Raw genomic sequence first — 25,975 nt, 5'->3', positions numbered from 1 at the left:
ACTGGACGATCGAAAACCAGTTGCACTGGAGCCTTGATGTTGTCTTCCACGAGGATGACGCCCGCACCCGAAAGGACTACGCGCCACAAAACCTGGCCGTCATCCGCAGGCTCGCCCAAAACATCTTGGCTGCCCATCCCCTCGACAAACCAATCGCCAGCAAGATGCGCAGGGCCAATTGGAGCAAAGACTTCTTCTATGAACTCTTTACTCATATGCGATAGCCCTGCTCTTGAGGGGGAGATGTCGCCGAAGGCGACAGAGGGGGTCGGTCCGACTGGGCTCGGCCTGCTGCGGCAGATGGAGGTTGGCGCTCCACGCGAGGCGACCCCCTCTGGCCTGCCGGCCATCTCCCCCGCAAGGGGGGAGATCACGCGCTCATTCCCTTACGCGGCAGGTTGCATGGCGGCCCTCAGCAGCATGCCGAACAGGTCGCGCGGCTCGTCGGGGTCGGCGAGCAGGTCGAGCTCCTCATAGAGGCCGGTCGCCTGAAGCTGGTCGCGAACATAGCGCAGCGCGGAAAAATCCTCCGTTGCAAAGCCGACGGAATCGAACAGCGTGATCTGCTCCTTCGTCTTGCGGCCCTCGGCCTGGCCGGTCATGACCTGCCACAGCTCGGTCACCGGATGATCGGCATCGAGCTGCTGGATCTCGCCCTCGATGCGCGTCTGCGGCGGAAACTCGACGAAGATGTCGGAGCGCAAAAGGATATCGCGGTGCAGCTCGGTCTTGCCGGGACAGTCGCCGCCGACGGCGTTGATGTGGACGCCGGAACCGACCATGTTGTCGGTGAGGATGGTGGCGTACTGCTTGTCGGCGGTCACCGTGGTGATGATGTCGACGCCTTCCACCGCGTCCTGCCCGGTCGAACAGATGGTGATGTCGAAGCCCTTGCCGGCGAGGTTGCGGGCGCATTTTTCGGAAGCAGAGCGGTCGATGTCGTAGAGCCGCAGCCGGTCGATGCCGAGCAGCGCCTTGAACGCGACGGCCTGGAACTCGGACTGGGCGCCGTTCCCGATGATGGCCATGGCGCGCGACCCTTTCGGTGCCAGATATTTGGCGGCAACCGCCGAGGTCGCGGCGGTGCGCAGCGCCGTCAGGATCGTCATCTCGGTCAAGAGCATCGGATAGCCGGAACCGACATCGGCGAGCACGCCGAAGGCGGTGACCGTCTGGCGGCCCTCGCGCATGTTCTTCGGATGGCCGTTGACGTATTTGAAGCCGTACATCTTGCCGTCGCTGGTCGGCATCAGCTCGATGACGCCGTCATGGCTGTGCGAGGCGATGCGCGGCGTCTTGTCGAACAGCTCCCAGCGGCGGAAATCCTCCTCGACATAGGCGGCAAGCTCGGTGAGGAAGCGCTCGACGCCGATGGCGAGCACCAGCTTCATCATGCGGTCGACGCTGACGAAGGGGACGATGGCAAGGCGGGACGGCTGGGTCATGATCAGAGGCTTCCGGAATGGCTGCGGGTCGGGCGGTCCATGATGCGGCGGCCCATCAGGCTGGCGGTGAGGTCGACCATCAGGGTGGCGGTGCGGCCGCGTTCGTCGAGGAACGGGTTCAGTTCGACCAGGTCGAGGCTGGAGACCAGGCCGCTGTCGGAGAGCATCTCCATCACCAGATGCGCCTCGCGGAAGGTGGCGCCGCCGGGAACCGTGGTGCCGACGGCCGGCGCGATCGAGGGGTCGAGGAAGTCGACGTCGAGGCTGACATGCAGCAGCCCGTTTGCCTCTTCGATCCTGGCCAGGAAAGCGCGCAGCAGCGGGGCGATGCCGTGCTCGTCGATGGCGCGCATGTCATGCACGGTCACACCCGCTTCCTTCAGCGCGCGGCGCTCGGCAGGATCGACGCTACGCAGGCCCATGGTGCAGACGCGGGCCGGGTCGACTGCGGCGGGCAGGTCGGGGAAATAGCCGTTGAAGCCGGGACGGCCGCTGGCATAGGCGAGCGGCACGCCGTGCAGATTGCCGCTGGTGGTGGTGTCGAGCGTGTGGAAATCCGGGTGGGCGTCGAGCCACAGCACGAAAAGCGGCCGGCCGCGTTCGGCGGCGCGGCGCGCCACCCCGGAGACGGTGCCGGCGGAGATCGAGTGGTCGCCGCCGAGGAAGATCGGCATGCCATCCTTCGACGCGGCGTAGGCGGTCTCGGAAATCGCCGCCGTCCAGGCGGAGATTTCGGGGAGCGCCTTCAAGGCGAGATTGCCATGAGCGACAGGGCGCGCCGCCGCCTTCTCAACCGCGCCCCAGTCCTCGACCTCATGGCCGAGCTCCGACAGCACCGCGACAAGCCCCGCGGTGCGCAACGCGCTCGGCCCCATCTCGCATCCCATCCTGCCCGCGCCGTCCTGCACCGGCGCGCCGACGATCCTACAGCGCATCACTTTCCGCCTTTGCGTTTGATTTGCCGGAGTGAAGCACCGCTGCCTGGCGGTTTGAACAGGATAAATTGGCATTTCGAAAAGGTCGATTTATCATAGTGGGCAGATCGGCTGCTCGAAATGGTCAACATGGACGCGCTCGACGAGAGACTGGTGACGCTTCTGAGGCACGATGCGCGGCGCAGCGTCTCCGATCTCGCGCTCGATCTCGGCGTCTCGCGCGCGACGGTCCGGGCGCGCATGGAGCGGCTGGAGAAATCCGGCGAGATCATCGGCTACACGGTGGTGCTGCGCGCCGATGCGGTCGACCAGAAGATACGCGGCGTCATGATGATCGAGATCGAAGGCCATGCCGCGGACCGCGTGATCAGGGCGCTCGGCGGCTTTCCCGAGGTGTCGACCATCCATACCACCAACGGCCGCTGGGACCTGGTGGTCGAGCTCGGCACCGCCTCACTCACGGACTTCGACGCCGTGCTGCGTCGCATCCGGCTGATCCCCGGGATCACCGGCAGCGAGACGAGCCTGCTGTTGGCGACGCCGAGGACGACGAGGGCGAGGCTGGGGTAGAGCGGTTCGTTTTATGGAAACGCCGAACCGCTCGACTTCCTTTTTTGCGCAATTCCGGACTGAAGGCTTCGGCGAGAGCGGCGAGCCGTTAGGGACTTTACTGGAATTGTTCGAGCAAAGGCTTCAACCTGTCAGGAGTGGGCGGCAGGGCGCGTCCTTTCCGTCGCGACCTATTTTGCCCGGCCAGCATGAGCCGAGCCACAGATCGCGGAGAGCAGCGCAATGCTGAAGACGATCGCGGCCGGGTTAGGCCTGGGCTTTGTCGGGTTCCTCATCGCGCTTTTCACGATGGGCGCAGGGCACGGAACGAACGTTCCCGGTTTCGTCGTGGTCCCCTGGATGATGCTGCTGATGATGGCGGGCGTTGGCGCTTTGCCCGGGTCGCTCGCGGCATGCGCCCAATTCACGATCTATATCCTTCTGATCCGCTCCAAGCCGTTGCTGGCGCTGCCGATCGGGATCGTTCACTGCGTCGCCACAGTATGGGGAATGGCGCGCAACGGAATCTTGTTCTGAAGGCTAAAAACGCGAAAAAGCCGCGGCGAACCGCGGCTTTTCGTTTGCTTGATTCCCTGAAGGAAACTGGAGCGGGTGAGGCGATTCGAACGCCCGACCCCAACCTTGGCAAGGTTGTGCTCTACCCCTGAGCTACACCCGCTCGCGCGGCCTTGGGCCGCAAGCCGCGCCTATATGGCCGAAGAGCGCGGCGATTGCAACAGGGAAATGACGGTCTTTTTGGAGCTAGCTCTTCCTATAGGGAAGGTGGTTTCGAACCGGCGGATTGCGTTGGCCCAGCCGGGCGATCTTGCCCCAAGGGCATCGTTCGCCGTAAACGGCACAAGCTTTCCAGATGATGCGAGGACCGATGCCGAAGACCGAAGCCGAGCTTTATGCCTTTCTTGCCGATCTCGGCATTTCCGTCTCGACGGTGCGCCACCCGCCATTGTTCACGGTCGCCGATTCGCAGGCGCTGCGCGGAGAGATCCCGGGCGGCCACACCAAGAACCTCTTCCTCAAGGACAAGAAGGACAATTACTTTCTCGTCACCGTCGGCGAGGAGGCCGTGGTGGATCTCAAGCAGATCCACCACCTGATCGGCGCCGCCAGCCGCGTCTCCTTCGGCAAGCCGGAAATGCTGATGGAGCTGCTCGGCGTCATTCCCGGCGCGGTTACCATCTTCGGCCTGATCAACGACACGGCCGGGCGGATCAAGGTGGTTCTGGACCAGGAATTGATGAGCCACGAGGTCATCAACGGCCATCCGCTGACCAATGAAGCGACGACGGCCATCGCCGCTGCCGATCTCGTCAAATTCGTCGAGGCAACCGGCCACGATCCTGTTATCTTGAAAGTCTCGGGCTGATCGCCACATGGATGGCGAAACCGAAATCCGACAATAACGCGCCGCACCCCCCGAAGCCGGCGACGACGCGACCGAAAGGGCGACGACATGAGTGACAACAATCCGTTCAGCGGCTCATTTGGCGGCAATGCCGGCCAGTACGCCCAATCCGTCCAGTATGGCGGGGCCGACCGCGGCAAGGTCTCGCTCGGCGAGGCGCCTGCGGCCGCGGATCTCGTCAAGGACACGACGACCGCGACGTTCGCGGCCGATGTCATCCAGGAATCGCGCCGCCAGCCGGTGCTGGTCGACTTCTGGGCGCCCTGGTGCGGCCCGTGCAAGCAGCTGACGCCGCAGCTCGAAAAGGCGGTCAAGGCTGCCGGCGGCAAGGTCAGGCTGGTCAAGATGAACATCGACGACCATCCCTCGGTCGCCGGCCAGCTCGGCATCCAGTCGATTCCCGCGGTCATCGCCTTCAAGGACGGCCAGCCCGTCGACGGCTTCATGGGCGCCATTCCGGAAAGCCAGATCACGCAGTTCATCCAGAAGGTCGGCGGCAAGGGCGGAGGCGGCGCGCCGCAGGTCACCGAAGCGCTGGCCGCGGCCGCCGAGGCGCGCGAGGCGGGCGACACCCAGACCGCGGCCGACATCTATGATGCGATCCTCGAGCAGTCGCCCGAAACCATCGAGGCCATCGCCGGGCTCGGCGAGATCCTGTTCGAGGCCGGCGACAGCCAAGGCGCCGAGGCGGTGCTTGCCAAGACGCCGGAGGACAAGAAGGATGCGCCGGCGCTTGCCGCGCTGCGCGCCAAGATGACGCTCGCGGCGGAAGCCGCCGCGCTCGGCAATCCGGCCGAGTTCGAACGCCGGCTCGCCGCCAACCCGAACGATCACCAGGCGCGGTTCGACCTGGCGATGGTGCAGAATGCGCGCGGCGAGCGGATGCAGGCCGCCGACAACCTGCTGGCGATCGTCAGGGCCGACCGGACGTGGAACGACGATGGCGCGCGTGCGCAGCTCTTGAAGTTCTTCGAGGCATGGGGGATGACCGACGAGGCGACGCTGTCGGCGCGGCGTAAGCTGTCGTCGCTGTTGTTCTCCTGAGCTTTTTGCCGGCTTTGCTGCCGGCCCCTTTTGCCAAGAGGGTCTTGCGCAAGGCGGCAACTGCGCCAGATAGGCGGCAGCGGCTTGCCCTGCCGGTTAAGGGTTTAAACAGGCTGGGTTGCGTAAGAGGAGATCGCAGATTGATACGCTGCCCAGCGACGCTTTCGAGAGTTGAAGTGCAGGCGGAGGGTTGAGGTGCAGGTCGGAAACGCCCGCTACCGGCTCGCCAGGGATCTGCCGTCGAGGATCCCGGTGTTTCCGCTCGCCGGGGCGCTGCTGCTGCCCGGCGGCCGCATGCCGCTCAACATTTTCGAGCCGCGCTACCTGGAGATGATCGATGAGGCGATGGCCGGGCCGCGGTTGATCGGCATGATCCAGCCCAGCCTCGACGGCGCGCTGCGCGACGACGGCGAGCCCGAGCTTTGCAGCGTCGGCTGTGCCGGGCGCATCATCTCGCTTGCCGAGACCGGCGACGGGCGCTACCTGATCTCGCTGCAAGGCGTCTGCCGCTTCCGTGTCACAGATGAGCTGGCGGTCAAGACGCCGTTCCGGCAATGCCGGATGGCTCCCTTCCTCGCCGATCTCGAGGAGGATCCGGCCGGTGCCGAGGTCGACCGCCCTGCCCTGCTCAAGGCGTTCCGCGCCTATCTGCAGGCCAACGACCTCGAGGCCGACTGGGAAAGCGTGAGCCGCGCCGAGAACGCCATGCTGGTCAACGCGCTGTCGATGATGGCGCCCTATGGGCCGGCCGAGAAGCAGGCCCTGCTCGAGGCGGCGGACCTGAAGACGCGCGCCGAGACGCTGATCGCCATCACCGAAATTACGCTGGCGCGCGAAGATGAGGATTTTGGCTCGAGCCTGCAGTAAGCGCAATGATTTTCAGGTGAAATCGGCCTGACCTGAATCTCAACACTTAGGCCGGCGGCAGTTGGACAATGGAAAAGCGAGATGGCGGACGGACGTGACGGGCGCAAAGCCACGGTCGACCCGAAATTGCTGGAACTGCTCGCCTGCCCGCTGACCAAAGGACCGTTGACCTGGGACGCCGAGCGCAGCGAACTGATCTCGCGCGTGGCGAAGCTTGCCTATCCGGTGCGTGACGGCATCCCGATCATGCTGCCTTCGGAAGCGCGCACGATCTCGGCCGAAGACGCTCTCAAGCCGCCGCGGCTCGGCGGGCCGTCGTGAATCGCGCCGGCGGACCGGTTGCCGCTACTGGAAATTGCGCCCCTTGGGCATGACCTGTTGCGCCGCGCCCGACAGGGCGTCGACATGCTGCCGCCCCGGCAGGCCGCGGTTCGCGGAGCGCTCCGGTCCATTCGATGACCCGGCGGGCTGATGCTCGATGATGGGCGCCTCCTGCAGGAGGACGCTCAGCCAGGGCGTCAAATCCTCGATCCTGTCGGCGACGATGTGGATGACATCCGATTCCTGCTGCAGCTTGCCGGTGACGCGGATGAAGCGCGCGCCCATCACGATAGAGCGGAAGCGGTCGAAGACGCGCGGCCAGATGATGACATTGGCGATCGCCTTTTCGTCCTCCAGGGTTAGGAAGATCGCATTGCCCTTGCCGGGGCGCTGGCGCACCAGCACCAGGCCGGCGACGGTGACGCGGCGGCCGTCGCGCACCGACGGCAGGCGGACATTAGGGGTGATGCCGGCGCGGTCAAGCCGCTCGCGCAGGAAGGCGACGGGATGTTCCTTCAGCGACAGGCCGAGCGAGCGATAGTCGTGGACGACATGCTCGCCGAGCGGCATTTTCGGCAGCTTCGTCTCGGGCTCCAGCTCGCGCAGGCGGAGCGTGGGCTGGTCGAACAGCGGCAGTTTCTCGGCTGCGCTCCTGCCGTCCAGCGCGCGCACCTCCCAGAGCGCCGCGCGGCGGTCGAGGCCGAGCGAGCGGAAGGCGTCGGCCTGGGCCAACCTTTCGATCTCGCCGACATCGAGGCCCGAACGCAGCCAGACATCCCTGACCGATCGATAGCCGTCGCCGCGCCGGGCGACGGCGGCCTCCATCCCTTCCTCCGAAAGCCCCTTGATCTGACGGAAGCCAAGCCGCACCGCATGAGCCGTCTCGATGACGCCGCGCATCGAGGCATGGCGTTCGAGGATGCGCGAAGGATCGAAACCGGCCCCCTCCAGCGTGCAATCCCAGACGGAATGGTTGATATCGACCTCACGCACCTCCACGCCATGGTCGCGCGCGTCGCGAACCAGCTGGGCGGGCTGATAGAACCCCATCGGCTGCGAGTTCAAAATCGCGGCGCAGAAGACGTCGGGATAGAAGGTCTTGAACCAGCAGGAGGCATAGACCAGCAGCGCGAAGGAGGCGGCATGGCTTTCCGGAAAGCCATATTCGCCAAAGCCTTCGATCTGCTTGAAGCAACGTTCGGCGAATTCCTTTTGGTAGCCCTTGTCGACCATGCCGTCGATCATGCGCTGGCGGTAGTTGCCGATCGTGCCGGTGCGCTTGAAGGTGGCCATGGCGCGCCGCAGCTCATCGGCCTCGCCCGGCTGGAAGCCGCCGGCAACGATGGCGATCTTCATCGCCTGCTCCTGGAACAGCGGCACGCCCAGCGTCTTGCCGAGAATCTCCTTCAGTTCCGGCTTCGGGTATTCGGCGTTCTCCTTGCCCTGCCGTCTACGCAGATAGGGGTGCACCATGTCGCCCTGGATCGGGCCGGGCCGCACGATAGCCACCTCGATGACGAGATCGTAGAATTCACGCGGTTTAAGCCGCGGCAGCATCGACATCTGGGCGCGCGACTCGATCTGGAAGACGCCCAGCGTGTCGGCCCGGCAGATCATGTCGTAGACGCGAGGGTCCTCCGGCGGGAGCGAGCTCAACTGATGCGGCCGGCCGTATTTGTCACGCGCCTGCGGATAATGATGCGTGAGCAGGGTCAGGGCTCGCTTCAGGCAGGTCAGCATGCCGAGCGCCAGCACATCCACCTTGAGGATCTTCACCGCGTCGAGATCGTCCTTGTCCCACTCGACCATCTTGCGCTCTTCCATCGCCGTCTTGACGATGGGCACGACCTCGTCGAGCCGGTCGCGGGTGATGACGAAGCCGCCGACATGCTGGGAGAGATGGCGGGGGAAGCCGATGATCTCGTTGGCGCGTTCCAGCACCTGCCGCGACAGCGGATCGGCGCGGTCGAGGCCGCCGGCATTGGCTTCCCTTTCGCCGAGCTCCGAGGTCGACCAGCCCCAGATGGTGCTCGACAGGGCGCTCCTGACGTCTTCGGACAAGCCCATGGCCTTCGCCACCTCGCGCAGGGCGGAGCGGCCGCGATAGCTGATGACGGCGGCGGCCAGCGCCGTGCGCTTGGCGCTGTATTTCTCGTAAATATAAGCGATGACCTCGTCGCGCCGTTCATGCTCGAAGTCGACGTCGATGTCGGGAGGCTCGTTACGTTTCTCGGAGATGAAGCGCTCGAAGAGGGCATCGATCCGGTCAGGGCCGACCTCGGTGATGCCGATGCAGAAGCAAATGACCGAATTGGCGGCCGAGCCGCGCCCCTGGCAAAGGATACCCTTGCTGCGGGCGAATTTCACGATGTCATAGACGGTCAGGAAATAGCGCGCATAGTTCAGCCGCTCGATCAGAGCGAGCTCGCTGCCGATGCGCCGCAGCACTTCTTCCGGGATTCCGGCCGGATAGCGCACGGCCGCTCCTTCCCGCGCTAGGCGTTCGAGCTCGGCCTGCGGTCCGAGGCCGGATTCCGTCGGCTCGTCCGGATAATTGTATTCGAGGTCGCTGAGCGAGAAGGTGAGCTCGTCGGCGAAGCGCAGCGTCTCCGCCAGCGCTTCAGGGTGTCGGCGGAAAAGCCGCGCCATCTCCAGCGGCGTCTTCAGATGACGCTCGGCATTTGCCGTCAGCTCCAGCCCGACCTCGGAAACCGGCGTGTTGAGGCGGATCGCGGTCAGCACGTCCTGCAGCGGGCGGCGGTCGGCGGCATGATAGAGCACGTCGTTGGTCGCCATCAGCGGGATGTGCAGATGGTGGGCCATCGCCGCCGCCTGCTCGATACGGAAGCGGTCGTTGCCGCCGTAATCAGGCGCCACGGCAAGCCGAAGCGCGGCGCCGAAACGATCCTTAAGCCGGCTAATGAGCGTCAGATTGTCTTCCGCGCCTCCCGACAGGTTGGGCAGGATGGCCAACGACATCAGATCGCCCCATTCGAGAAGGTCGCTGAGTTCGAGCAGCGTCGCGCCCTTCTCGTTCTCGTCGCGCAGATTGGCCTGCGTCAGCATGCGGCAGAGATGCCCCCAGCCCTTGCGGTCGCGGGGGTAAGCCACAATGTCCGGCGTGCCGTCGCAGAAAACCAGGCGGCAACCGGGATGATAGGCCAGCTTCTCGACCCTGGCCTGCTGCCAGGCCCGCACGACGCCGGCGACCGTGTTGCGGTCGGCAAGGCCGATCGAGGAAAAGCCGTAGAATTTCGCCGTGACCACCAGCTCCTCGGGCTTGGAGGCGCCGCGCAGGAAGGAAAAGTTCGACTGGATGCCGAACTCGGCATAGGGGATGGCGGTCAGCGCGTTCATGCGAAGACCCCGTGCATGAACCAGCGCGGCGCGGCCTGCGAGGCGCTGCTGTAGAGGCCCTGGCGGTAGAGCCAATAGCGACGTCCCTCGCTGTCCTCGATGCGGTAATAGTCGCGCGTCGGCGCCTCTTCCTCGCCGGGCAGCTGCCGCCACCATTCGGCGGCGATGCGCTCCGGCCCTTCGGCGCGGGCGACGCGGTAAAGCGCGCGCCGCCAGCGGAAATTCATCGGCGGGCCCTCGGGGATCTCGGTCGCCGGCACCTCGATCGGCTCGGGTGAGCGGAACAGCCGTACCGGCCGCTCCGGCGGGAAGATGGTCATCGGCGGTGCTGTCCGATCGGGCTTCGGCGGCCTGCGCCTTTGCGGCGCCTCCGCGAAAGGAACCGTGGCAACGGCGCGCTCCGGCAGGTGGCTATCGACGACGACCGGCTTCAGCACGGCGGCTTCGCCGAGGCGGGCACGCACGCGATCGGCGAATAAAGCGATGTCGGCGTCATCGTCGCTTGTCTCGCCGGCAAGGTCGCCCTGCAGCATGTCGAAGGCGGCGACCGAAAGCACCGACAGCCGCACGAGGTCGAAGCCGAAGCCGGCATCGATGGTCTGTTCCAGCGCGGTCAGCCGTTCGTGGAACAGCTTTCGGATCAGCTGCGGCTCGCGCATGGGGCGCGAGGTGCCGACCGCGATGCGGCTGACGAGGCCGTCGACGCGAAAGAGGAGAAGGGCGAGCGCCCGCGCCCCTTCGCCGCGGCGCTCGAGGTCGGCCTTCAAGGCCACGGCAAGCCGGCTCACCAGCCGCTCGATGTCGTCGGTGAGCACGATCGGCTCGGCAAGATGGCGCTCGACCGAGAGCGGCGCCACGGGAAGGCGCGGCGACACCGCCTCGTCGAGCCGGCCGAGCGCCTGGTCGAGGCGCAGAAGCAAGGTGGCGCCGAAGCGGCGGGCGAGCGGCGCGCGGGGTGCGGCCATCACCGCCCCCGCCGTGCGCAGGCCGACGCTTTCCAGGCTGGCGCGGGTTTCCGGCGCGATGCGCAGCGCCGAAAGCGGCAGGGGCGAAAGCAGCGCCGCCTCCTCGCCGCCGGCAACGATGCGGTCGCCGTGGAAGCGCGCCGCCGCCCAGGCGGCGCCCGGCGTCGAGGCGAGGCCGGCGCGAACATCGAAACCCTGCTGGAAGAAACGGGTGAGGATCTCGTCCTGCATGGCCCGCTCGCCACCAAACAGGTGCGTGCAGCCGGTGACGTCGAGAAACAGCCCGTCCTCGCCGTCGATCGCCACCAGCGGCGTGTAGCGGTCGCACCAGTCGGCGAGGCCTTCGAGCAGGCGGCGGTCGGCCTCCGGGTCGGCCTCCACCACATCGATCGACGGATGCATGGCGCGCGCGTCGGCAATGCCCATGCCGCGCTTCAGCTTCAGCGCCTCAGCCCGCTCGTCGAGGGCTGCGATGCGCTGGGCGTTGCTGTCGCGATGGCTGATCACAACCGGTGGGTAAGATGGGGGCAGGGGATGCGAGGGCCGGGAACGCCAGGACCGCCCCAGACGCTGGCGCAGGATCCGCTCCGCGCAAAGATAGGGGAACCACAGCGACAGAATTCGTTGCCCGCTCTTCCTCGGGCCTTCTTTCGGCAAAAGCGTGCTCATCAGGGTTCCACTCCAGTGTGAATTGTCCGGGCAGGGCCGTGCGGCTCTTGCCGATATCGACGGTGAAGCCGGGGCGGCCGATCGAGCCGGCCAGCGCGCCGGCGAGCGTTTCGCGGCTCGCCGCGGGCGCTGCCGAAACAATGAGGCGCACGGGCGCCGCGGTGGGCTCGGCCTGGCCGGCCTGACGCAGCAAAAATACTGGCCGGCCGGCGCTCTGGGCACGGGCGTGCAGCCGCCGCGTCGCGGTAAGGTCGAGAAGCCGCGGGCTGCCGCGGATCTCGAGGAGGACGGCGGCGAAGGCCGTCATGCGGGCGGCCTCCTCGGCGATCCACAGCGCGTCGACCAGTTTCGGCGCTTCGGAAAACAGCAATTGTTCGGGCTCGATGCCGAAGAAGGCGTTGAGGCCCCTGGCATAGGGAAAGCCGGCCTCGCGGAAAATCTCCGCCGTTCCGATCCAGAGGACCGGCAGGCCCTGCTTCTGTTTAAGGATCAGGCTGGCGAGCGACAGCGCAAAGCCGGCGACGGCGCCGGCATCGCGGGTCTCCAACCCATGGATTTCACTGAGCGCCGCCTTGGGCACGCCGCCGCCGAGGGCGGTGTCGAGGCGTTCTATGCCGGTGTGCAGGAAGGCAGGCGAGGCCACAGCGAGGCCGCGCCGGACGATGGTGATTTCGGGGGTGGCGTCCGATCCCGCGGCATCGCCAGCTATTTGTTTTTCCGCAAGTCCGGACGGAAAACCGCTTCGCACTGTTCCTGGAATCGCTTTTGGCGCGCCGGAAGCCGGCGCTTCCAGGCGCTCGGGCAGCGTTCCCTCGATCTTCGCGATCTGGCGGCGCAGGGCAAAAACAGTTTCCCGCGCCACGGCGCTTATCGCCATGACGTTCACTTCCGGCAGTAGTTGTTCCTGTTATGTTCTTATAGATTCCAGAGGGGCCTGGAAGAGTCAAGCGGAGTCGCAAGGAATTTATTCCTTCGGCTTTCAGCTTCCAAGACCCAGCCAGCCGGGCCCATTTGCCTCGACCGGCGCGAAAGCCTATATGCCGAGGTCAAAGGAAACCTCATGGCCCGCATCTACAAGACCCGCATCTGGCATGACCAACTCTCGCCATCGATGGATGAGATGGAACTTCTGGCGCTGGAGGCCTACGCCCATCTGCCGGAGGAGTTCCGCAAGCTCACCGGCGAGATCATCATCCAGATCGCCGATTTTCCGACCGACGAGATCATGGACGACCTGTCGCTGGAGACGCCCTTCGATCTGCTTGGCCTGTTCGAGGGGCGCGGCATCGCCGAGCGCTGGAACCCGCAAACCGGCGAGGGACCGAACCGCATCACGCTCTACCGCCGCGCCATCCTCGACTATTGGGCCGAGAACGAGGAGACGCTGGGCGACATCGTCACCCACGTTCTGATCCACGAAATCGGCCACCATTTCGGCCTGTCGGACGACGACATGGAGCGGATCGAGGAAGCGGCGGAGCAGGCAGCGGCGGGGTGACGACTGAGAGGGCTGCCGCCCTTTCCTACCACTCGCTGAGCTTGGTGTCGGGCGTATATTCCTGGCCCTCGACATCCTTCACCACGGCCTGGCCGCAGCGCATCGACTTGGTCGTCTTGTCATAGGCATAGGTCGGCGAGCCGAACAGGTGCCAGCCCTTGTTCAGGGCCGAAGTCACCTTATGGCAGAAAGTGGAATCGTCCGGACCGGACAGAAAGCGGTAGAGTTTCATTTTCGACCCTGTCGTGACCAATGCTTGTCTATCTTCCTGGAATCGCTCGAGCGCATCATGCGCCGATGATTGCGGCCTTCGCCAGAAGTTTCTCGGCTTCCGCCAGATGCAGCCGCTCGACCATGCGGCCGTCCAGCGCAATGACGCTTTTGCCGGCATTTTCGGGCCGTGAGAACGCCTCCCTGATCGCCCGCGCCCTGGCCAGCGCCTCCGGCGCCGGCGCAAAGGCGCGGTTCGCCGGCTCGATCTGGGCGGGGTGGATCAGCGATTTGCCGTCGAAACCCATGGCGGCCGCCTCGGCGCATTCCCGCGCCAGGGCGTCCAGGTCGCGAAAGTCGTTGGCGACGCCGTCGATCACGTCGAGGCCGCCGGCGCGGGCGGCGAGCACAAGCTGCAGCAGCCAGGGCGTGAGATAGCGTCGGTCGGGCGTTGCCAGAATGCCGGTCGCTTTCACCAGATCGTTCGTTCCGGCAACGAAACAAGCCAGGCGAGACGCCTGATCGCGGCCAAGCTCGGCGATGGCGCCGACGTTGAGCAGCGCCTTGGGCGTCTCGATCATTGCCCACAGTTTAACGATATCCGGCGCGAAATTGTCGTCGAGCAGGTCGCCGGCGTCGAGGATGTCGCGCGGCGTGCCGATCTTGGGCAAAAGAATGCCGTCGGGCTCTGCCTTGGCGACGGTTAACAGGTCGTCGATGCCCCATTCACTGCCGAGCGGATTGATGCGCACCACCATCTCGCAGCGGCGCGCCGGCCGCGCGGCGAGGATGCCGGTAAGCTTGTGGCGGGCGGAAACCTTGTCGGCCAGCGCCACGCCATCCTCGAGGTCGATGATGACGGTATCGCAGGCGAGCGAGGCGATCTTGGCCAGCGCCTTGTCGTTTGAAGCGGGCACGTAGAGCACCGAGCGGCGCGGGCGGTAGGTGTCAGAGGTCATGGCCGATCTATGCAGGCTGGAGACGAGTGAGGCAAGGCGCGGCACCATTGAACTCATTTGCGTTCTGGCTAATTGTCGAAGCGAAGCCGGCGATGGCAGCGCCCCTCTCCCCGTCACTATACGGGGAGAGGATGCCGGCAGGCAGGTGAGGGGCGGCGCCAGCCTGAAACGACTGTGCTCCTGCACGAAATCTGCAAATCCTTGCGGAAAACCTCCTCCAATCCGCCGCGCGCTTTCCGCAGCCGCCGGCGAAACAGGCGGCATGCGAACACATCACAGATCCCGCTGGTCCCTGCCCCGGCGCCTCCGCAACGAAGGCTGGTGGTTGGTCGAGCCGCAGAGGCCGCGCATAACGGCGGTCATGCTTCCTTTCATCCCAAGATCACGGCTGCGGCATGCCATGCGAGCGGCGGCGCTCGGGACGGTTCGGTCTTGACGCCAGCTTTCACGACTGGCGGCCTTTGCGCGCTCTCGACAAGCACGGCCCGCTTGCTAATCCTGTCATGACAAAACCGTATTCAGCGAGCTGCCGATTCCATGCCGCACAACATCCTCGTCGCCGACGACGATCCGCATATCCGCGAGATCATTTGCTTCGCGCTGGAAAAGGCCGGCATGAAGACGGCCGCCGTCGCTGACGGCGCCGCCGCGCTGCAAGCGGTCGAGCGCCGCGCGCCCGACCTCATCGTGCTGGACATCGGCATGCCGGAAATGGACGGGCTGGAGGTCTGCCGCAGGCTGCGGCAGCGCTCCGACGTGCCGGTGCTGTTCCTGTCGGCCCGCGATGAAGAAATCGACCGCATCCTCGGCCTTGAAATGGGCGGCGACGACTATGTGACGAAACCGTTCAGCCCACGCGAGCTGGTTGCCCGCGTCAACGTCATCCTGCGGCGGGCGCGCCCGGCGGTGGTGGAGGAAGACGCTGACGACCGTCGGTTCGCGCATGGCAAGCTGGTGCTGGTTCCGGCAAGCCATGCGGCGAGCTTTGAAGGCAGGCCGCTCACCCTAACAGCGATCGAGTTCGCGATTCTGAAAGGTTTTCTTGGCCGCCCGCAGCATGTGCTTGGCCGCGATGCGGTGATGGCCAATGCTTACCAGTCCAACATCCATGTCTCGGAACGCACCGTCGACAGCCATATCCGCAACATCCGCGCCAAGCTGGCGGCGGTCGGCTGTTCGGATGCGATCGCGACCGTGCATGGCGTCGGCTTCCGGCTCGGCCGATGCGGTGGCTGAGCAAGGAGAAATGGCGGCCCAGGCTCGCCACCGTGGTCGTCGCCATCCTGATCGTGGTGATGGCGCTGCCGCTGGTCGGGCTGTTCTTCTTCCGGCTCTATGAAAACCAGCTGATCCGCCAGACCGAGGGCGAGCTCATCGCACAGGGCGCGGTGATTGCCGCCGTCTATGCCGATGCGGTGCGCGCGGCCGGCATTGCACCGGAACGGTTGGGAACGCCGATCTCGGCGGATCCGGCAACGGACAATAATTACCCCTATCAGCCGATCGAGCCGCAGCTCGACCTTGCCTCCGACAATGTCATGCCGTCGCGACCGGCGGCCGTTCCCGCCACCGCCGATCCGGACTTCGCGGCCATAGGCGCAAAGCTCGACGGCATTCTGGACGAGGCGCAGAAGACAACGCTTGCCGGCTTCCGGCTGCTCGATCCGCATGGCGTGGTGATTGCCGGCGGCGGTGAGGTCGGACAGTCTTTCGTTGAGGTCGAGGAGGTGCGGCAGGCGCTCGCAGGCGCCTATGCAAGCGAGCTTCGCCTGCGGATTCCCGACCAGCCGCCGCCGCCGCTCTATTCGGTGAGTCGCGGCACCAAGGTGCGCGTCTTCGTCGCCTTGCCGGTCGAGCTCGACGGCAGGGTCGCCGGCGTGGTCTATATGTCGCGGACGCCGAACAACATCGTGAAACATCTCTATGGCGAGCGCGGCAAGGTCACGCTCGCGGCGATCGCGATTCTCGGCGGTACGCTGCTGATCGCGCTGGTGTTCATCCGCACCGTCAGCCGGCCGATCTATGCGCTGATCGAGCGCACCAAACGCATCGCCGCCGGCGACCGCGAGGCAATGCGGCCGCTCGCCCATCACGGCACGCGCGAGATGGCGGCGCTGTCGGCCGCCTTCCTCGACATGGCGCAAAAACTCGAGGCGCGCTCCGACAGCATCCAGACCTTCGCCACCCATGTCTCGCATGAGCTGAAATCGCCGCTGACGGCGATCCAGGGCGCGGCCGAGCTGCTCAGGGATTCCGGCGGGACGATGGACGAGGACGAGCGACGGCGTTTTTCCAACAACATCGTCACCGATGCCGGGCGGCTCAATCTGTTGGTGCGCCGGCTGCTCGAACTGGCGCGCGCGGAAAACCTGGCGCCGAGCGGCGAAAGCACGACAATCGGCGCGGCGCTGGCGCTGCTGCCGGTCGACGCCAGGCTGGAGGTACGCGTCGAATCGGGCAGCGATATCGGCCTCGGCATCTCGGGCGAGAATCTCGCGATCGTGCTCGCCAACCTCATCGACAATTCCGCACGGCACGGCGCGAAGCAGGTGACGGTCGGCGCCGAAAAGGCGGGCGAGAGGGTGGCTCTCCATGTCGGCGACGACGGCGGCGGCATTTCGGCGGCCAATCGCGCGAAAATCTTCGAGCCGTTCTTCACCACAAGGCGCGAGGCCGGCGGCACCGGCATGGGCCTCGGCATCGTGCTGGCCCTCCTGAAAGCGCATGATGGCACGATAACGCTGGTTGACTCCGAACGCGGCGCGCGCTTCGAGATCAATTTGCCGGTCGCGTGAGGACCGGCGAATCGGAGAACAAAGTGCGTTACGACATCGTCATCATCGGCGGCGCCATCGTCGGGTCCTCGGTCGCCTACTATCTGCGCGAAGAAGGTTTTACCGGCTCCATCGCGCTGATCGAGCGCGATCCGCAATTCTCGCAAGCGGCGACGACGCTGTCCCTGGCCTCGATCCGCCAGCAATTTTCCATTCCTGAAAACATCCGCCTGTCGCAATTCACGCTGAAGCTGTTCCGGCGGCTGAAAGAGACTTTCGGCGCCGATGCCGACATCGGCTTTCGCGAGGGCGGTTATCTGATCCTCGCCGGCGAGGCGGGGCTGCCGATCCTCAAGGCCAATCACGAGGCGCAGATCGCCGAGGGCGCCGATATCGTGCTGGAGGATGCAGGCCAGCTCGCCCGCCGCTTCTCCTGGCTTTCGACCGAAGGCATTTCCGCCGGCGCCTATGGCCGCGGCGGCGAGGGCTGGTTCGACGCGCATGCGCTGCTGATGCTGTTCCGCAAAGCGCTGCGCGAGAGGAGGATCGACTTCATCACCGCGTCGGCCACCGGTATCACGCGCCAGGGCAGTCGCGTCACCGGCGTCGCCCTCGACAATGGCGAGACGCTGGAATCGGGCATCATCGTCAACGCCGCCGGCCCGAACGCCGGCAAGGTGGCGGCCTTTGCCGGGCTCGCACTGCCGGTCGAGCCGCGCAAGCGCAACGTCTTCGTCTTCGAGGCACGGGAAAAATATGCCGACATGCCGCTGCTGGTCGATCCCTCCGGCATCTATGTGCGGCCGGAAGGCTCGGTCTATCTCACCGGCGGCGCCGAGCCGGAGGAAGGCGACCATGCACCCGATCCCAAGGATTTCGAGGTCGAGTGGCCGCTGTTCGAGGACGTGATCTGGCCGACTTTAGCCACCCGCGTCCCGGCCTTCGAGGCAATCAAGCCGACACGCGCCTGGGTCGGGCACTATGATTACAACACCCTCGACCAGAACGCGGTGATCGGGCCGCATCCGGAGGTGGAAAACTTCCTCTTCGCCAACGGCTTCTCCGGCCATGGCCTGCAGCAGGCGCCGGCGGTGGGCAAGGCGCTCTCGGAACTCATCGTGCATGGCGGCTATCGGACGATCGATTGCACGGCGTTCGGATATGAGCGCGTCACGGCGGGGCGGGCGTTCAGGGAATTGAACGTCATCTGACGCATAATCGCATCGACCGCCAGCGCGTTGCCGAGCGCATGCCCGCGCGCCGTATTGTCGAAAATGCACCATACCTCGGTGGCTGACGCGCCCGCGCTGGCGAGCTGGGCGCTGATCTCCAACAGCCGGCCGGCGTCGTAGTCCGAAAAATAGACTTGCGGCGCGCCATGAAAGCGGAAATAGGCGAGCTCATGCCAGCCGCCGGGCACGGAAGCGGCGGCAACTGGGGCGGGGTCCGCCGCCACGCGCCCGACACGGAGGCGGCTCAGCAAAGCATCCGCCCCCGGCTCGAACCAACTGGCGTGACGCGGTTCGCAGACCAAGCGGCAGTCGGTCTTGTCGTGCAACAAGGCGAAGAACTTTTTGGCTATCTGCCTGTCGAACTGCAGACTGGGCGGCAGCTGCACCAAGAGGGCGGACAGCTTTTCACCGAGACCTCCAACCTCGCCCATGAAAGCATCCAGAAGATCATGGCAATCTACCAGGCGGCGCTCATGGGTCGCGGCTTTGGGGATTTTAACGGAGAACCGAAAACGATCCGGGACCGACCACGCCCAGCGCTCATAGGTTTCGCGCTGATGCGGTTTGTAGAACGAGGAGTTGATCTCCGCGACTGGAAGACGCGAAGCGTAACGCTCCAATTGCGAGCCCGTCGCCGGAACAGAGGACCTGTGCGCTGCCGGTATGGTCCATCCGGCTGTTCCGACAAAAGGTTTGTTTTGTGCCATGACCTCAATCTGGACAGGCGCGCGTGCAGGTCAAGGCGGGGCTCAGGCGGCGAGGCGGCAGCCCAGATGTGCCTGTAGCCAGCCGAGCACGCGCGCCCAGCCTTCGGCGTGCTCCGCCGCGGCGTCCGGGAAGCCGGCGAAGCCGCCATGGCACACGGTGAGCCGCGTGCCGGCAGAGGTCGGCTCCAGCAGATAGGCAACCGTCGTTTCGTGACGGCCGAGCGTCGGATGATCCCAATCGTAGCGCCTCGTCTGCACGACCCTGCGCCCCGTCTCGATCTCGAGGAAGCTGCCGCTGGCGGGCAGGGTCCTGCCGTCGGCCGTCCTCACGATGACGCGCCACGATCCGCCGACGCGCAGATCGGCGGCCCAGCCGATCATCCGGTAGGTCTCGGCCGACCCCCACCAGCGCTCGACGTCGCTGGTGAGAAGCGCGGTGACGACTTGTTGCGGCGAAGCGGGAAGTTCCGCCGATGCCATGACCGTCTCGGTGTTCGCCATGGCGCGCGGCCAGCTATGCGGCAGTATCATTGCCAACCTCCTCCGCGGCCGTTCAATGCGTCGTTCAGCCCTTCGATGGCGGGCGCTCGAAACCCTTGCCGGTCTCCAGCAGGCTCTTGAGGCTCGCCAGCACCAGCGGCCAGCCCTTGGACACGTTCGGGATCAGTCGGTGCGGGCCGTCGGCCTCGTGGGTGACGGCAAGCTTCATCAGCTCGCCGTCCTTTTCGATGGTGAAGGTACAGCGCGTGTAGCCGTCTTCCTTCACCTCGGGCAGCCATTCGTTGCGCCATTTGATGACCAGAAGCCTGGGCGGATCGATCTCGAGGATCTCGCCCGAGTCGGCCACGCGGCCGTCCGGGAAGATCAGCTTCCAGCTCGAACCCACCTTCCAGTCGCTCTCCTGGTAGGAGCAGAGGAAGAACTGCCGGTTGAACTCCGGATCGGTCAGCGCCGTCCAAAGCTTTTCGGGCGTGGTGCGGATGTAGGTGACGTAGACGAAAGTGTTGTCGCTCACGGCTCTTCCCTTTCAAGTCGTTTCTTCAGGTCGCTCAAGGCATCCAGCCGATGGCGCTCGAATTTGCCGATCCAGCGCTCGGCGATCTCGTTGATCGGAACGGGGTTGAGGTAATGCTCCTTCTCGCGGCCGCGGCGAACGGTGGCGACGAGGTTCGCCTCCTCGAGAATTGCCAGGTGCTTGGTCACCGCCTGGCGCGTCATGTCCATCCGCTCGCAGAGCGCGTTCAGCGTCTGTCCGTTCCTGGCATAGAGGCTGTCCAGCAATTGCCGGCGGGTCGGGTCGGCCAAAGCGCGAAAGACGGCATCCATGCTCATGGCCTTAATATGCAACCATTTGGTTGCATGTCAAGCGGTGCGCCAGGTCGAGCGATCACTTGCCGGTGAATGGCATCAGTGCTGGCGGGAGAACCAGAAGGCGTCGGGCATGCGTTTCATGCCGATGCGCTCGTAGAAGCCGACGGCGTCAGGCATCGAGATCAGGCTGATGGCGACGGACGTGCCGAGCTGGCGGCGTGCCTCGTCCATCAGGCCTTTGCCGATGCCGAGCCCCTGCGCCGAAGCCGATACGGCGAGCTCGGAGATATAACACACCCAGGAGAAGTCCGTGACGCCGCGCGCGACGCCGAGAAGCGGCCTGCCGTCGACATCGAGCCGTGCCGTCAGCACCAGATTGGCATTGCCAAGCATCGCCTTCAGCCGAGCTTCGTCGTCGACCGGCCGTGTTTCGCCGAGGCCGGATTCCACCAGCACGCGGCGGAATTCGCCGACATCGAGCGTGGGCTCGCTTGCGTAGAGGACCTTCGAAGTCGGCGCCATGCAGCCAAGGTGCCCGATCGGCCGGGATTTTGAAAGCAGCCGATCCCGATTTTGTGTTCGATCGTCCAAGCCACACGACAACAGTTGCCTTTCATTTGCCGCCGGCTTTGTGTAAAGCGTGCGCAAAATTCCCCGCGGAGAGAAGACGGGTAAGGACCATGGACAAATTCACCAAGCTCACCGGCGTCGCGGCGCCCATGCCGATCGTCAACGTCGATACGGACATGATCATCCCGAAGGATTATCTGAAGACGATCAAGCGCACCGGGCTTGGCACCGGCCTGTTCGCCGAGATGCGCTACAAGGACGACGGCTCGGAGAACCCGGATTTCGTGCTCAACAAGCCGGCCTATCGCAAGGCGCAGATCCTGGTCGCCGGCGACAATTTCGGCTGCGGCTCGAGCCGCGAGCACGCGCCCTGGGCGCTGCTCGATTTCGGCATTCGCTGCGTCATCTCGACGTCGTTCGCCGATATTTTCTACAACAACTGCTTCAAGAACGGCATCCTGCCGATCACGGTCAGCCCGGAAGACCTGGACAAGCTGATGGACGACGCCTCGCGCGGTTCCAACGCCACGCTGTCGATCGACCTCGAAGCCAAGGAGATCCGCGGCCCGGATGGCGGCGTGGTCAAGTTCGATCTCGACGACTTCAAGCGCCATTGCCTCTTGAACGGCCTCGACGATATCGGACTGACCATGGAGAAGGCCGGCGCCATCGCGTCCTTCGAGAAGAAGAACGCCGAGCTGCGCCCCTGGGCCTGAACGGCTGAGGCACGGTGAGAGATAGCCCGGCCGCAAGCGGCCGGGTCCGTGGCGGCTGAACGGAGGGACAGTCATGACACGCTCGCTTCTGGCCGGCGCCTGCGCCTTGGCGGCGATCCTTCTGGCGGTGTCCGGGGCGACCGCGCAGAGCCAGACGGCGCCGCAGTCGCCCGCGGCTTCCGACCAGCCCGCCGCCAATCAAGCGGCGGCCGATCAAGGCGCATCGAGCACTTCCGACGCCGCTCCCGCCGACACCGACAAACAGGCGCCGATCCCGTTCGAAGGCGGCCAACTCACCATCACGCAGCCGGAGCAGGACGGCGAGAAGGTGCTCGCCTATGACGGCAAGCAGCTGGCCAGCAATTACGACGTCTCCTTCGACAGGATCGTCAAGATCGGCGACGTCAACGTGGCGCTGGTCGATGTCGGCGACGGCGGCAACCAGTGCGGCCCGGCCAAGGTCATCGTCTGGAAGCCGAAGGACGGCGAGATCCGGACCACGACGGTCGAGCAGGACGAATGCGGCGCGCCACCGGCCGCGGTTTCCGACGACGCCATCCATTTCGTGCCTTTCCTGCTGCCCGGAGCAACCAAGCCGGCCTTGCAATGGTCGCCGACCGAGGGGCTGACGACCTCCGGAAACCTGACCTACACGCCGGAACCCGGCACCGACTGGAAGGACGTCGATGCGTCGAAATACGACAACATCATCGACGCGTTCCATAACGAAGCGGTTTACAAGGCGGCGCAGGCGCTGCTGGGCGACGATATGCCCGACATGGCGACCAGCCTGCTGGTCGGCGGCGGCACCGAAAAGACCGCTTCCGGCGCCTTCTATGCCACCGGCTGCGTGCCGCATGACTGCGGCGGCAATGACGGCCTCATGGCGGTCGACCCGGTCAAGCACAAGGTCTATTTCGCCCGCCGCGGCCAAAATGGCGAGCCGGATGCCTGGCCGCCGGTAAAGGACTGGCCGGTGGATATCAAGAAGGCCTATGACGACACGCAGGGGAATTAGCCCGAGCGTCAATTGCCAGGTTGCGTCCTTCGCGCCCCCTTCTGTCCCGCCAGCATCGCGTTGTCTGGCTCACGACTGGGTTGTGGATGCGTTTCAGAATGACCGAACAAATCCTGCGAGGCCCCATGCGCAAGCTGATCTCCACCGGTTCCCCCTTCGAGAAAACCGCCGGCTATTCGCGCGCGGTGGTGCAGGGCGACTGGTGTTTCGTCTCCGGAACGACCGGCTACGACTATGCCACGATGACGATGCCCGACACGGTCGAGGCGCAGACGCGCAATTGTCTTGCCACCATCGCTAAGGCCCTTGCCGACGGCGGCTTCGACATGGCCGATGTGGTGCGGGCGCATTACTATATTACCGACCAGGCCTATGTTGACGTGGTCTTCCCGATCCTCGGCGAGGCGTTCGGGGACATCGGCCCGGCGGCGACGATGATCGTCTGCCAGCTCAACAAACCGGAGATGAAGATCGAGATCGAGGTGACGGCGCTCAGGCGCACTGTCTGATGCCTGTCGCCCAGGCTGCGAAGCGGCTGGGCACACCACGGCGTGGAGCGAGGAGCGGCCCATGGTCAACGTCAGACGCATCGTCGCGAATATCGAAACGCCCGACATTGCGGCGGCAAAGCGCTTCTATCAGGGCGTGCTTGGCCTCGATCAGCTCATGGATATGGGCTGGATCGCCACGTACGGCTGCCAGCAGACCATGGCCGTCCAGATCAGCTTCATGTCGCAAGGCGGCTCGGGCACGCCGGTGCCGGACCTCTCGATCGAGGTCGACGATGTCGATGATGCGCTGGACCGCATGCGCAAGGCTGGCTTTGCCGTCGAATACGGCCCGGCCGACGAGCCCTGGGGCGTGCGGCGCTTCTATGTGCGCGATCCGTTCGGGCGGCTGGTGAATATCCTGTCGCATCGGTGATGGCGCGCCTACCGGCCTCTTGCGAGACGCTGGCAGGGCAGAGGGGGTGTGAAGGATCTCGAGGCTCGTCCCCTTGCGCACAGCCCGCCCGGCGTTTAGCAAGGCCGCGGTTCAATCTCTCCCCAGGACGGTTCTCCATGGCTTCGAAAAATCTCTTCCTGCTCGCCGGCGACGGCATCGGCCCCGAGGCCATGGCCGAAGTGAAGAAGTTGATCGCGGCCATGAACGCGAAGCTCGGCAGCGGCTTTGCCACCGACGAGGGGCTGGTCGGCGGATGCGCTTACGACGCGCATGGCGCGGCGATCTCCGATGCCGACATGGAAAAGGCGATGGTGGCGGATGCCGTGCTGTTCGGCGCCGTCGGCGGGCCGAAATGGGACAAGGTGCCCTACGAGGTGCGCCCCGAGGCCGGCCTGCTGCGCCTGCGCAAGGACATGGAGCTGTTCGCCAACCTGCGTCCGGCGATCTGCTATCCGGCTTTGGCCGCCTCCTCCTCGCTCAAGCAGGAGGTGGTCGAGGGCCTCGACATCTTGATCGTGCGCGAGCTGACCGGCGGCGTCTATTTCGGCGAGCCGAAGCAGATCATCGACCTCGGCAACGGCCAGAAGCGCGGCATCGACACCCAGGTCTACGACACGTTCGAGATCGAGCGTATCTCCGGCGTCGCTTTCGAGCTGGCACGCACGCGCAAGAACCATGTCACCTCGATGGAAAAGCGCAACGTCATGAAGTCGGGCGTGCTGTGGAACGAGGTGGTCACCCAGACGCATCAGGCGAAATATGCCGACGTCAAGCTCGACCACATGCTGGCCGATGCCGGCGGCATGCAGCTGGTGCGCTGGCCAAAACAGTTCGACGTCATCGTCACCGACAATCTGTTCGGCGACATGCTCTCGGACATCGCCGCCATGCTCACCGGCTCGATCGGCATGCTGCCGTCGGCCTCGCTCGGCGCGCCGGCCGTCAAGACCAAGAAGCGCAAGGCGCTCTACGAGCCGGTGCACGGCTCGGCGCCCGACATCGCCGGCAAGGGCGTCGCCAATCCGATCGCCATGATCGCCTCCTTCGCCATGTGCCTGCGCTATTCCTTCGGCATGACGGTGGAAGCCGACAAGCTCGAAGCGGCGATCGCCGCCGTGCTCGACGACGGCCTGCGCACCAAGGACATCATGTCCGAGGGCATGACCGAGGTCGGCACCACCGAGATGGGCGACGCCATCATCGCCAAGTTCCTGGGCTGATCCCCATGGCAGAGGCGGCGGTCGACGTCCGCTGGGCGACGACCGAAGACGCCGAGGCGCTCGCCACCGTGCTTTGCGCAATGGCGGCGCATTATCGGCAGTCACCGCTCGACCATGCCCGGGCGACGGCAACGGCAAAGCAGTGGCTCGGCGAGGAAAGCCCGGCCTATCCGCATTTCGCGCTGGCCTTCGCCGGTGGCGAGGTGGCCGGCCTGGCCTCGGTCGCGATCGCGCATCCGGGCATTGATCTCGACCGGCTGATGTTCTTGAAAGACCTGTTCGTACGCCAAGAGGCACGAAACGCGGGAGTGGGTGAGGCGCTGATCGGCTTTCTCGCCGGCTATTGCCTCGACAAGCGCATTGGCCGCATCGACCTCACCGCCGAGGACTGGAACGAGGGTGCGCTGCGCTTCTACGAGCGGCTCGGCGCCGAACGCCATGGCCAGAAGATCTTCCTCAGGCTGTCGGGCGAGGCACTAAGGACGGCGGCGGCTAGAATCTGACTCCGCCCGGCACCGGCCCCCACTTGTTGTCGCCGGCCTGGGTCGGGATCAGGCCGAAGACCAGGGTGGCGAGCCAGCCGACATAAGGCACGAAGCAGAGGATGGCGAGCCAGCCGGTCAGGCCGAGATCATGCAAGCGGCGCACGACGAGCGCGACCCACGGCAGGAACGTGAGCAGGACGGAAAGACCGAGCAGGCTGAACATGACGACCGGCTCATCGCCGCCGCCCTCGACGTTGCCGCGCGACAGGTCCGCGGAGAAGCCGACGCCGATGGCGACGACAAGACCGATCGTCCAGAACAGGCAAAAGCCCCAGAACTCCTTGCGCCGGGCGCGGCCGGAGAAGTTGACGTAGTTCGTCGTCACGCCACGCCAGAAATAGCTCCAGAGGCCGGTCGATTCCACCGTTTCGGCCTCGGCGTTGCGGCCGAAATGCGGCTGCCCCGCAGGCGAGCTACCCGGCAGCGGACGGGCAGGAACTGGAACGGCGTTGTCAACCGGATCGATCATCCGGCCGCGGACCGAGAAGACATTGCCGGCACGTTCGCCGTTCGGCTGGAACTCGACCTGGGCTCCCCTGGCAAGCGTTGTCTCGCGACGCAGGTCCTCGCGCGCGAAACTGTAGCGCCTGCCGTCGGCGCCGCTGATGAAGCCGAAGCCCTGGTGCTCGTCATAGTGAAGAACTTCGCCATGCATCAGATCCCCCCGAGCGTCGAATTCTTTCCCTTTGCTCGAT

General features: G+C 65.4%; 29 protein-coding genes, 1 tRNA gene and 1 pseudogene. 17 read left to right on the top strand and 14 right to left on the bottom strand.

Features of this window, described 5'->3' with window-relative positions:
• A pseudogene (locus CK224_RS31940) lies at positions 1 to 224 on the top strand (ISAs1 family transposase); the annotation flags it as partial.
• Between the two features lie 162 nt (positions 225 to 386).
• Here the strand turns inward: CK224_RS31940 and CK224_RS19025 are convergent.
• Together CK224_RS19025 and rocF are read right to left on the bottom strand one after the other, a co-directional pair.
• Complete coding sequence (locus tag CK224_RS19025) at positions 387 to 1,445, bottom strand: ornithine cyclodeaminase (protein ID WP_095782775.1); 1,059 nt, start codon at positions 1,443 to 1,445, stop codon at positions 387 to 389.
• A 2-nt stretch (positions 1,446 to 1,447) separates the two neighbouring features.
• Positions 1,448 to 2,380 (bottom strand): arginase, encoded by a 933-nt coding sequence (rocF, locus tag CK224_RS19020; RefSeq protein ID WP_095782774.1) that lies wholly within the window; start codon positions 2,378 to 2,380, stop codon positions 1,448 to 1,450.
• Between the two features lie 129 nt (positions 2,381 to 2,509).
• On the opposite strand from rocF, the gene CK224_RS19015 reads away from it, so the two are divergent.
• On the top strand, positions 2,510 to 2,950 hold the full coding sequence (locus tag CK224_RS19015; RefSeq protein ID WP_095782813.1) for an Lrp/AsnC family transcriptional regulator: 441 nt from the start codon (positions 2,510 to 2,512) through the stop codon (positions 2,948 to 2,950).
• 222 nt (positions 2,951 to 3,172) lie between these two features.
• A complete protein-coding gene (locus CK224_RS19010; RefSeq protein WP_095782773.1) occupies positions 3,173 to 3,466 on the top strand; it encodes a hypothetical protein in 294 nt (97 codons plus the stop codon).
• Between the two features lie 67 nt (positions 3,467 to 3,533).
• On the opposite strand, the gene CK224_RS19005 is transcribed toward CK224_RS19010, so the two are convergent.
• Positions 3,534 to 3,608: transfer RNA gene (locus CK224_RS19005), tRNA-Gly, on the bottom strand.
• Between the two features lie 207 nt (positions 3,609 to 3,815).
• Between CK224_RS19005 and CK224_RS19000 the strand changes: the two genes are divergently transcribed.
• The 4 genes from CK224_RS19000 (at position 3,816) to CK224_RS18985 (ending at position 6,584) form a co-directional block, all read left to right on the top strand.
• The gene (locus CK224_RS19000) at positions 3,816 to 4,313 is read left to right on the top strand and encodes a prolyl-tRNA synthetase associated domain-containing protein (RefSeq protein ID WP_066991899.1); all 498 of its coding nucleotides are present in this window, start codon (positions 3,816 to 3,818) and stop codon (positions 4,311 to 4,313) included.
• A gap of 87 nt (positions 4,314 to 4,400) precedes the next feature.
• Positions 4,401 to 5,396, top strand: a complete 996-nt coding sequence (trxA, locus tag CK224_RS18995; protein ID WP_095782772.1) for a thioredoxin — start codon at positions 4,401 to 4,403, stop codon at positions 5,394 to 5,396.
• 195 nt (positions 5,397 to 5,591) lie between these two features.
• Entirely contained in the window at positions 5,592 to 6,263 is a 672-nt protein-coding gene (locus CK224_RS18990) for an LON peptidase substrate-binding domain-containing protein (RefSeq protein ID WP_095777066.1), read from the top strand.
• Between the two features lie 81 nt (positions 6,264 to 6,344).
• Positions 6,345 to 6,584, top strand: coding sequence for a Trm112 family protein (locus CK224_RS18985; RefSeq protein WP_095782771.1), 240 nt, complete (start codon positions 6,345 to 6,347; stop codon positions 6,582 to 6,584).
• Positions 6,585 to 6,608: 24 nt separating this feature from the next.
• Here the strand turns inward: CK224_RS18985 and CK224_RS18980 are convergent, their stop codons facing one another.
• From CK224_RS18980 to CK224_RS31935, 3 genes are read right to left on the bottom strand one after another with little or no spacing between them, the layout of a single operon-like run.
• Positions 6,609 to 9,941, bottom strand: coding sequence for an error-prone DNA polymerase (locus CK224_RS18980; RefSeq protein WP_095782770.1), 3,333 nt, complete (start codon positions 9,939 to 9,941; stop codon positions 6,609 to 6,611).
• Positions 9,938 to 11,413, bottom strand: a complete 1,476-nt coding sequence (locus CK224_RS18975; RefSeq protein ID WP_095782769.1) for a DUF6504 family protein — start codon at positions 11,411 to 11,413, stop codon at positions 9,938 to 9,940. Before CK224_RS18975 ends, CK224_RS18980 begins: the two co-directional genes overlap by 4 nt.
• Positions 11,355 to 12,452 (bottom strand): hypothetical protein, encoded by a 1,098-nt coding sequence (locus tag CK224_RS31935; protein ID WP_095782768.1) that lies wholly within the window; start codon positions 12,450 to 12,452, stop codon positions 11,355 to 11,357. The genes CK224_RS18975 and CK224_RS31935 overlap by 59 nt, the downstream gene beginning before the upstream one ends.
• A gap of 183 nt (positions 12,453 to 12,635) precedes the next feature.
• Between CK224_RS31935 and CK224_RS18965 the strand changes: the two genes are divergently transcribed.
• A complete protein-coding gene (locus tag CK224_RS18965; RefSeq protein ID WP_066991616.1) occupies positions 12,636 to 13,073 on the top strand; it encodes a metallopeptidase family protein in 438 nt (145 codons plus the stop codon).
• Between the two features lie 25 nt (positions 13,074 to 13,098).
• Here the strand turns inward: CK224_RS18965 and CK224_RS18960 are convergent, their stop codons facing one another.
• Together CK224_RS18960 and CK224_RS18955 are read right to left on the bottom strand one after the other, a co-directional pair.
• The gene (locus tag CK224_RS18960) at positions 13,099 to 13,305 is read right to left on the bottom strand and encodes a DUF1737 domain-containing protein (RefSeq protein ID WP_095782767.1); all 207 of its coding nucleotides are present in this window, start codon (positions 13,303 to 13,305) and stop codon (positions 13,099 to 13,101) included.
• 55 nt (positions 13,306 to 13,360) lie between these two features.
• Entirely contained in the window at positions 13,361 to 14,242 is an 882-nt protein-coding gene (locus CK224_RS18955) for a CoA ester lyase (protein ID WP_245425990.1), read from the bottom strand.
• Positions 14,243 to 14,779: 537 nt separating this feature from the next.
• On the opposite strand from CK224_RS18955, the gene CK224_RS18945 reads away from it, so the two are divergent.
• From CK224_RS18945 to CK224_RS18935, 3 genes are read left to right on the top strand one after another with little or no spacing between them, the layout of a single operon-like run.
• The gene (locus CK224_RS18945) at positions 14,780 to 15,478 is read left to right on the top strand and encodes a response regulator transcription factor (RefSeq protein ID WP_095782764.1); all 699 of its coding nucleotides are present in this window, start codon (positions 14,780 to 14,782) and stop codon (positions 15,476 to 15,478) included.
• Positions 15,466 to 17,037 carry a HAMP domain-containing sensor histidine kinase gene (locus CK224_RS18940; protein ID WP_095782763.1) on the top strand — a complete coding sequence of 524 codons (1,572 nt, stop codon included), beginning with the start codon at positions 15,466 to 15,468 and terminating at the stop codon, positions 17,035 to 17,037. The genes CK224_RS18945 and CK224_RS18940 overlap by 13 nt, the downstream gene beginning before the upstream one ends.
• Before the next feature lie 23 nt (positions 17,038 to 17,060).
• Complete coding sequence (locus tag CK224_RS18935; RefSeq protein ID WP_095782812.1) at positions 17,061 to 18,227, top strand: FAD-binding oxidoreductase; 1,167 nt, start codon at positions 17,061 to 17,063, stop codon at positions 18,225 to 18,227.
• Here the strand turns inward: CK224_RS18935 and CK224_RS18930 are convergent.
• From CK224_RS18930 to CK224_RS18910, 5 genes are all read right to left on the bottom strand, one after another.
• The gene (locus CK224_RS18930) at positions 18,146 to 18,955 is read right to left on the bottom strand and encodes a DUF72 domain-containing protein (protein ID WP_095782762.1); all 810 of its coding nucleotides are present in this window, start codon (positions 18,953 to 18,955) and stop codon (positions 18,146 to 18,148) included. The genes CK224_RS18935 and CK224_RS18930 overlap by 82 nt on opposite strands.
• Positions 18,956 to 18,997: 42 nt before the next feature.
• Entirely contained in the window at positions 18,998 to 19,486 is a 489-nt protein-coding gene (locus tag CK224_RS18925; RefSeq protein ID WP_095782761.1) for an SRPBCC domain-containing protein, read from the bottom strand.
• 34 nt (positions 19,487 to 19,520) lie between these two features.
• On the bottom strand, positions 19,521 to 19,970 hold the full coding sequence (locus CK224_RS18920; RefSeq protein WP_095782760.1) for an SRPBCC family protein: 450 nt from the start codon (positions 19,968 to 19,970) through the stop codon (positions 19,521 to 19,523).
• A complete protein-coding gene (locus CK224_RS18915; protein ID WP_095782759.1) occupies positions 19,967 to 20,287 on the bottom strand; it encodes a metalloregulator ArsR/SmtB family transcription factor in 321 nt (106 codons plus the stop codon). Before CK224_RS18915 ends, CK224_RS18920 begins: the two co-directional genes overlap by 4 nt.
• A 75-nt stretch (positions 20,288 to 20,362) precedes the next feature.
• Positions 20,363 to 20,788: a GNAT family N-acetyltransferase gene (locus tag CK224_RS18910; protein ID WP_095782758.1), complete on the bottom strand. Its 426-nt coding sequence runs from the start codon at positions 20,786 to 20,788 to the stop codon at positions 20,363 to 20,365.
• A 158-nt stretch (positions 20,789 to 20,946) separates the two neighbouring features.
• Here CK224_RS18910 and leuD point away from each other — a divergent pair, with 158 nt between their 5' ends.
• From leuD to CK224_RS18880, 6 genes are all read left to right on the top strand, one after another.
• Positions 20,947 to 21,552, top strand: coding sequence for a 3-isopropylmalate dehydratase small subunit (leuD, locus tag CK224_RS18905; protein ID WP_066991643.1), 606 nt, complete (start codon positions 20,947 to 20,949; stop codon positions 21,550 to 21,552).
• A 73-nt stretch (positions 21,553 to 21,625) separates the two neighbouring features.
• A complete protein-coding gene (locus CK224_RS18900; protein ID WP_095782757.1) occupies positions 21,626 to 22,570 on the top strand; it encodes a hypothetical protein in 945 nt (314 codons plus the stop codon).
• A 125-nt stretch (positions 22,571 to 22,695) separates the two neighbouring features.
• Complete coding sequence (locus CK224_RS18895) at positions 22,696 to 23,079, top strand: RidA family protein (RefSeq protein ID WP_095782756.1); 384 nt, start codon at positions 22,696 to 22,698, stop codon at positions 23,077 to 23,079.
• A gap of 61 nt (positions 23,080 to 23,140) precedes the next feature.
• Entirely contained in the window at positions 23,141 to 23,494 is a 354-nt protein-coding gene (locus CK224_RS18890) for a VOC family protein (protein ID WP_095782755.1), read from the top strand.
• Positions 23,495 to 23,631: 137 nt separating this feature from the next.
• Complete coding sequence (leuB, locus tag CK224_RS18885; protein ID WP_095782754.1) at positions 23,632 to 24,735, top strand: 3-isopropylmalate dehydrogenase; 1,104 nt, start codon at positions 23,632 to 23,634, stop codon at positions 24,733 to 24,735.
• Between the two features lie 5 nt (positions 24,736 to 24,740).
• Positions 24,741 to 25,238, top strand: coding sequence for a GNAT family N-acetyltransferase (locus CK224_RS18880; protein ID WP_095782753.1), 498 nt, complete (start codon positions 24,741 to 24,743; stop codon positions 25,236 to 25,238).
• Here the strand turns inward: CK224_RS18880 and CK224_RS18875 are convergent.
• The gene (locus CK224_RS18875; RefSeq protein WP_095782752.1) at positions 25,228 to 25,935 is read right to left on the bottom strand and encodes a DUF805 domain-containing protein; all 708 of its coding nucleotides are present in this window, start codon (positions 25,933 to 25,935) and stop codon (positions 25,228 to 25,230) included. The genes CK224_RS18880 and CK224_RS18875 overlap by 11 nt on opposite strands.
• Between the last annotated feature and the right edge of the window lie 40 nt (positions 25,936 to 25,975).

It is taken from the genome of Mesorhizobium sp. WSM3862 (genome assembly GCF_002294985.1).
Taxonomy (GTDB): Bacteria; Pseudomonadota; Alphaproteobacteria; order Rhizobiales; family Rhizobiaceae; genus Mesorhizobium.
This window is presented reverse-complemented; position numbering and strand designations above follow the sequence as displayed.

Bases quoted from the DNA above. Each gene is read 5' to 3' on its own strand.
- CK224_RS18915 (WP_095782759.1), bottom strand. From the start codon at position 20,287: ATGAGCATGGATGCCGTCTTTCGCGCTTTGGCCGACCCGACCCGCCGG.
- CK224_RS18890 (WP_095782755.1), top strand. From the start codon at position 23,141: ATGGTCAACGTCAGACGCATCGTCGCGAATATCGAAACGCCCGACATT.
- rocF (WP_095782774.1), bottom strand. From the start codon at position 2,380: ATGCGCTGTAGGATCGTCGGCGCGCCGGTGCAGGACGGCGCGGGCAGG.
- CK224_RS18880 (WP_095782753.1), top strand. From the start codon at position 24,741: ATGGCAGAGGCGGCGGTCGACGTCCGCTGGGCGACGACCGAAGACGCC.
- CK224_RS19025 (WP_095782775.1), bottom strand. From the start codon at position 1,445: ATGACCCAGCCGTCCCGCCTTGCCATCGTCCCCTTCGTCAGCGTCGAC.
- leuB (WP_095782754.1), top strand. From the start codon at position 23,632: ATGGCTTCGAAAAATCTCTTCCTGCTCGCCGGCGACGGCATCGGCCCC.
- CK224_RS31935 (WP_095782768.1), bottom strand. From the start codon at position 12,452: ATGGCGATAAGCGCCGTGGCGCGGGAAACTGTTTTTGCCCTGCGCCGC.
- CK224_RS19000 (WP_066991899.1), top strand. From the start codon at position 3,816: ATGCCGAAGACCGAAGCCGAGCTTTATGCCTTTCTTGCCGATCTCGGC.
- CK224_RS18875 (WP_095782752.1), bottom strand. From the start codon at position 25,935: ATGCATGGCGAAGTTCTTCACTATGACGAGCACCAGGGCTTCGGCTTC.
- trxA (WP_095782772.1), top strand. From the start codon at position 4,401: ATGAGTGACAACAATCCGTTCAGCGGCTCATTTGGCGGCAATGCCGGC.
- CK224_RS18955 (WP_245425990.1), bottom strand. From the start codon at position 14,242: ATGACCTCTGACACCTACCGCCCGCGCCGCTCGGTGCTCTACGTGCCC.
- CK224_RS19010 (WP_095782773.1), top strand. From the start codon at position 3,173: ATGCTGAAGACGATCGCGGCCGGGTTAGGCCTGGGCTTTGTCGGGTTC.
- CK224_RS18960 (WP_095782767.1), bottom strand. From the start codon at position 13,305: ATGAAACTCTACCGCTTTCTGTCCGGTCCGGACGATTCCACTTTCTGC.
- CK224_RS18980 (WP_095782770.1), bottom strand. From the start codon at position 9,941: ATGAACGCGCTGACCGCCATCCCCTATGCCGAGTTCGGCATCCAGTCG.
- leuD (WP_066991643.1), top strand. From the start codon at position 20,947: ATGGACAAATTCACCAAGCTCACCGGCGTCGCGGCGCCCATGCCGATC.
- CK224_RS18985 (WP_095782771.1), top strand. From the start codon at position 6,345: ATGGCGGACGGACGTGACGGGCGCAAAGCCACGGTCGACCCGAAATTG.
- CK224_RS18895 (WP_095782756.1), top strand. From the start codon at position 22,696: ATGCGCAAGCTGATCTCCACCGGTTCCCCCTTCGAGAAAACCGCCGGC.
- CK224_RS18910 (WP_095782758.1), bottom strand. From the start codon at position 20,788: ATGGCGCCGACTTCGAAGGTCCTCTACGCAAGCGAGCCCACGCTCGAT.
- CK224_RS18945 (WP_095782764.1), top strand. From the start codon at position 14,780: ATGCCGCACAACATCCTCGTCGCCGACGACGATCCGCATATCCGCGAG.
- CK224_RS19015 (WP_095782813.1), top strand. From the start codon at position 2,510: ATGGACGCGCTCGACGAGAGACTGGTGACGCTTCTGAGGCACGATGCG.
- CK224_RS18940 (WP_095782763.1), top strand. From the start codon at position 15,466: ATGCGGTGGCTGAGCAAGGAGAAATGGCGGCCCAGGCTCGCCACCGTG.
- CK224_RS18930 (WP_095782762.1), bottom strand. From the start codon at position 18,955: ATGGCACAAAACAAACCTTTTGTCGGAACAGCCGGATGGACCATACCG.
- CK224_RS18925 (WP_095782761.1), bottom strand. From the start codon at position 19,486: ATGATACTGCCGCATAGCTGGCCGCGCGCCATGGCGAACACCGAGACG.
- CK224_RS18900 (WP_095782757.1), top strand. From the start codon at position 21,626: ATGACACGCTCGCTTCTGGCCGGCGCCTGCGCCTTGGCGGCGATCCTT.
- CK224_RS18965 (WP_066991616.1), top strand. From the start codon at position 12,636: ATGGCCCGCATCTACAAGACCCGCATCTGGCATGACCAACTCTCGCCA.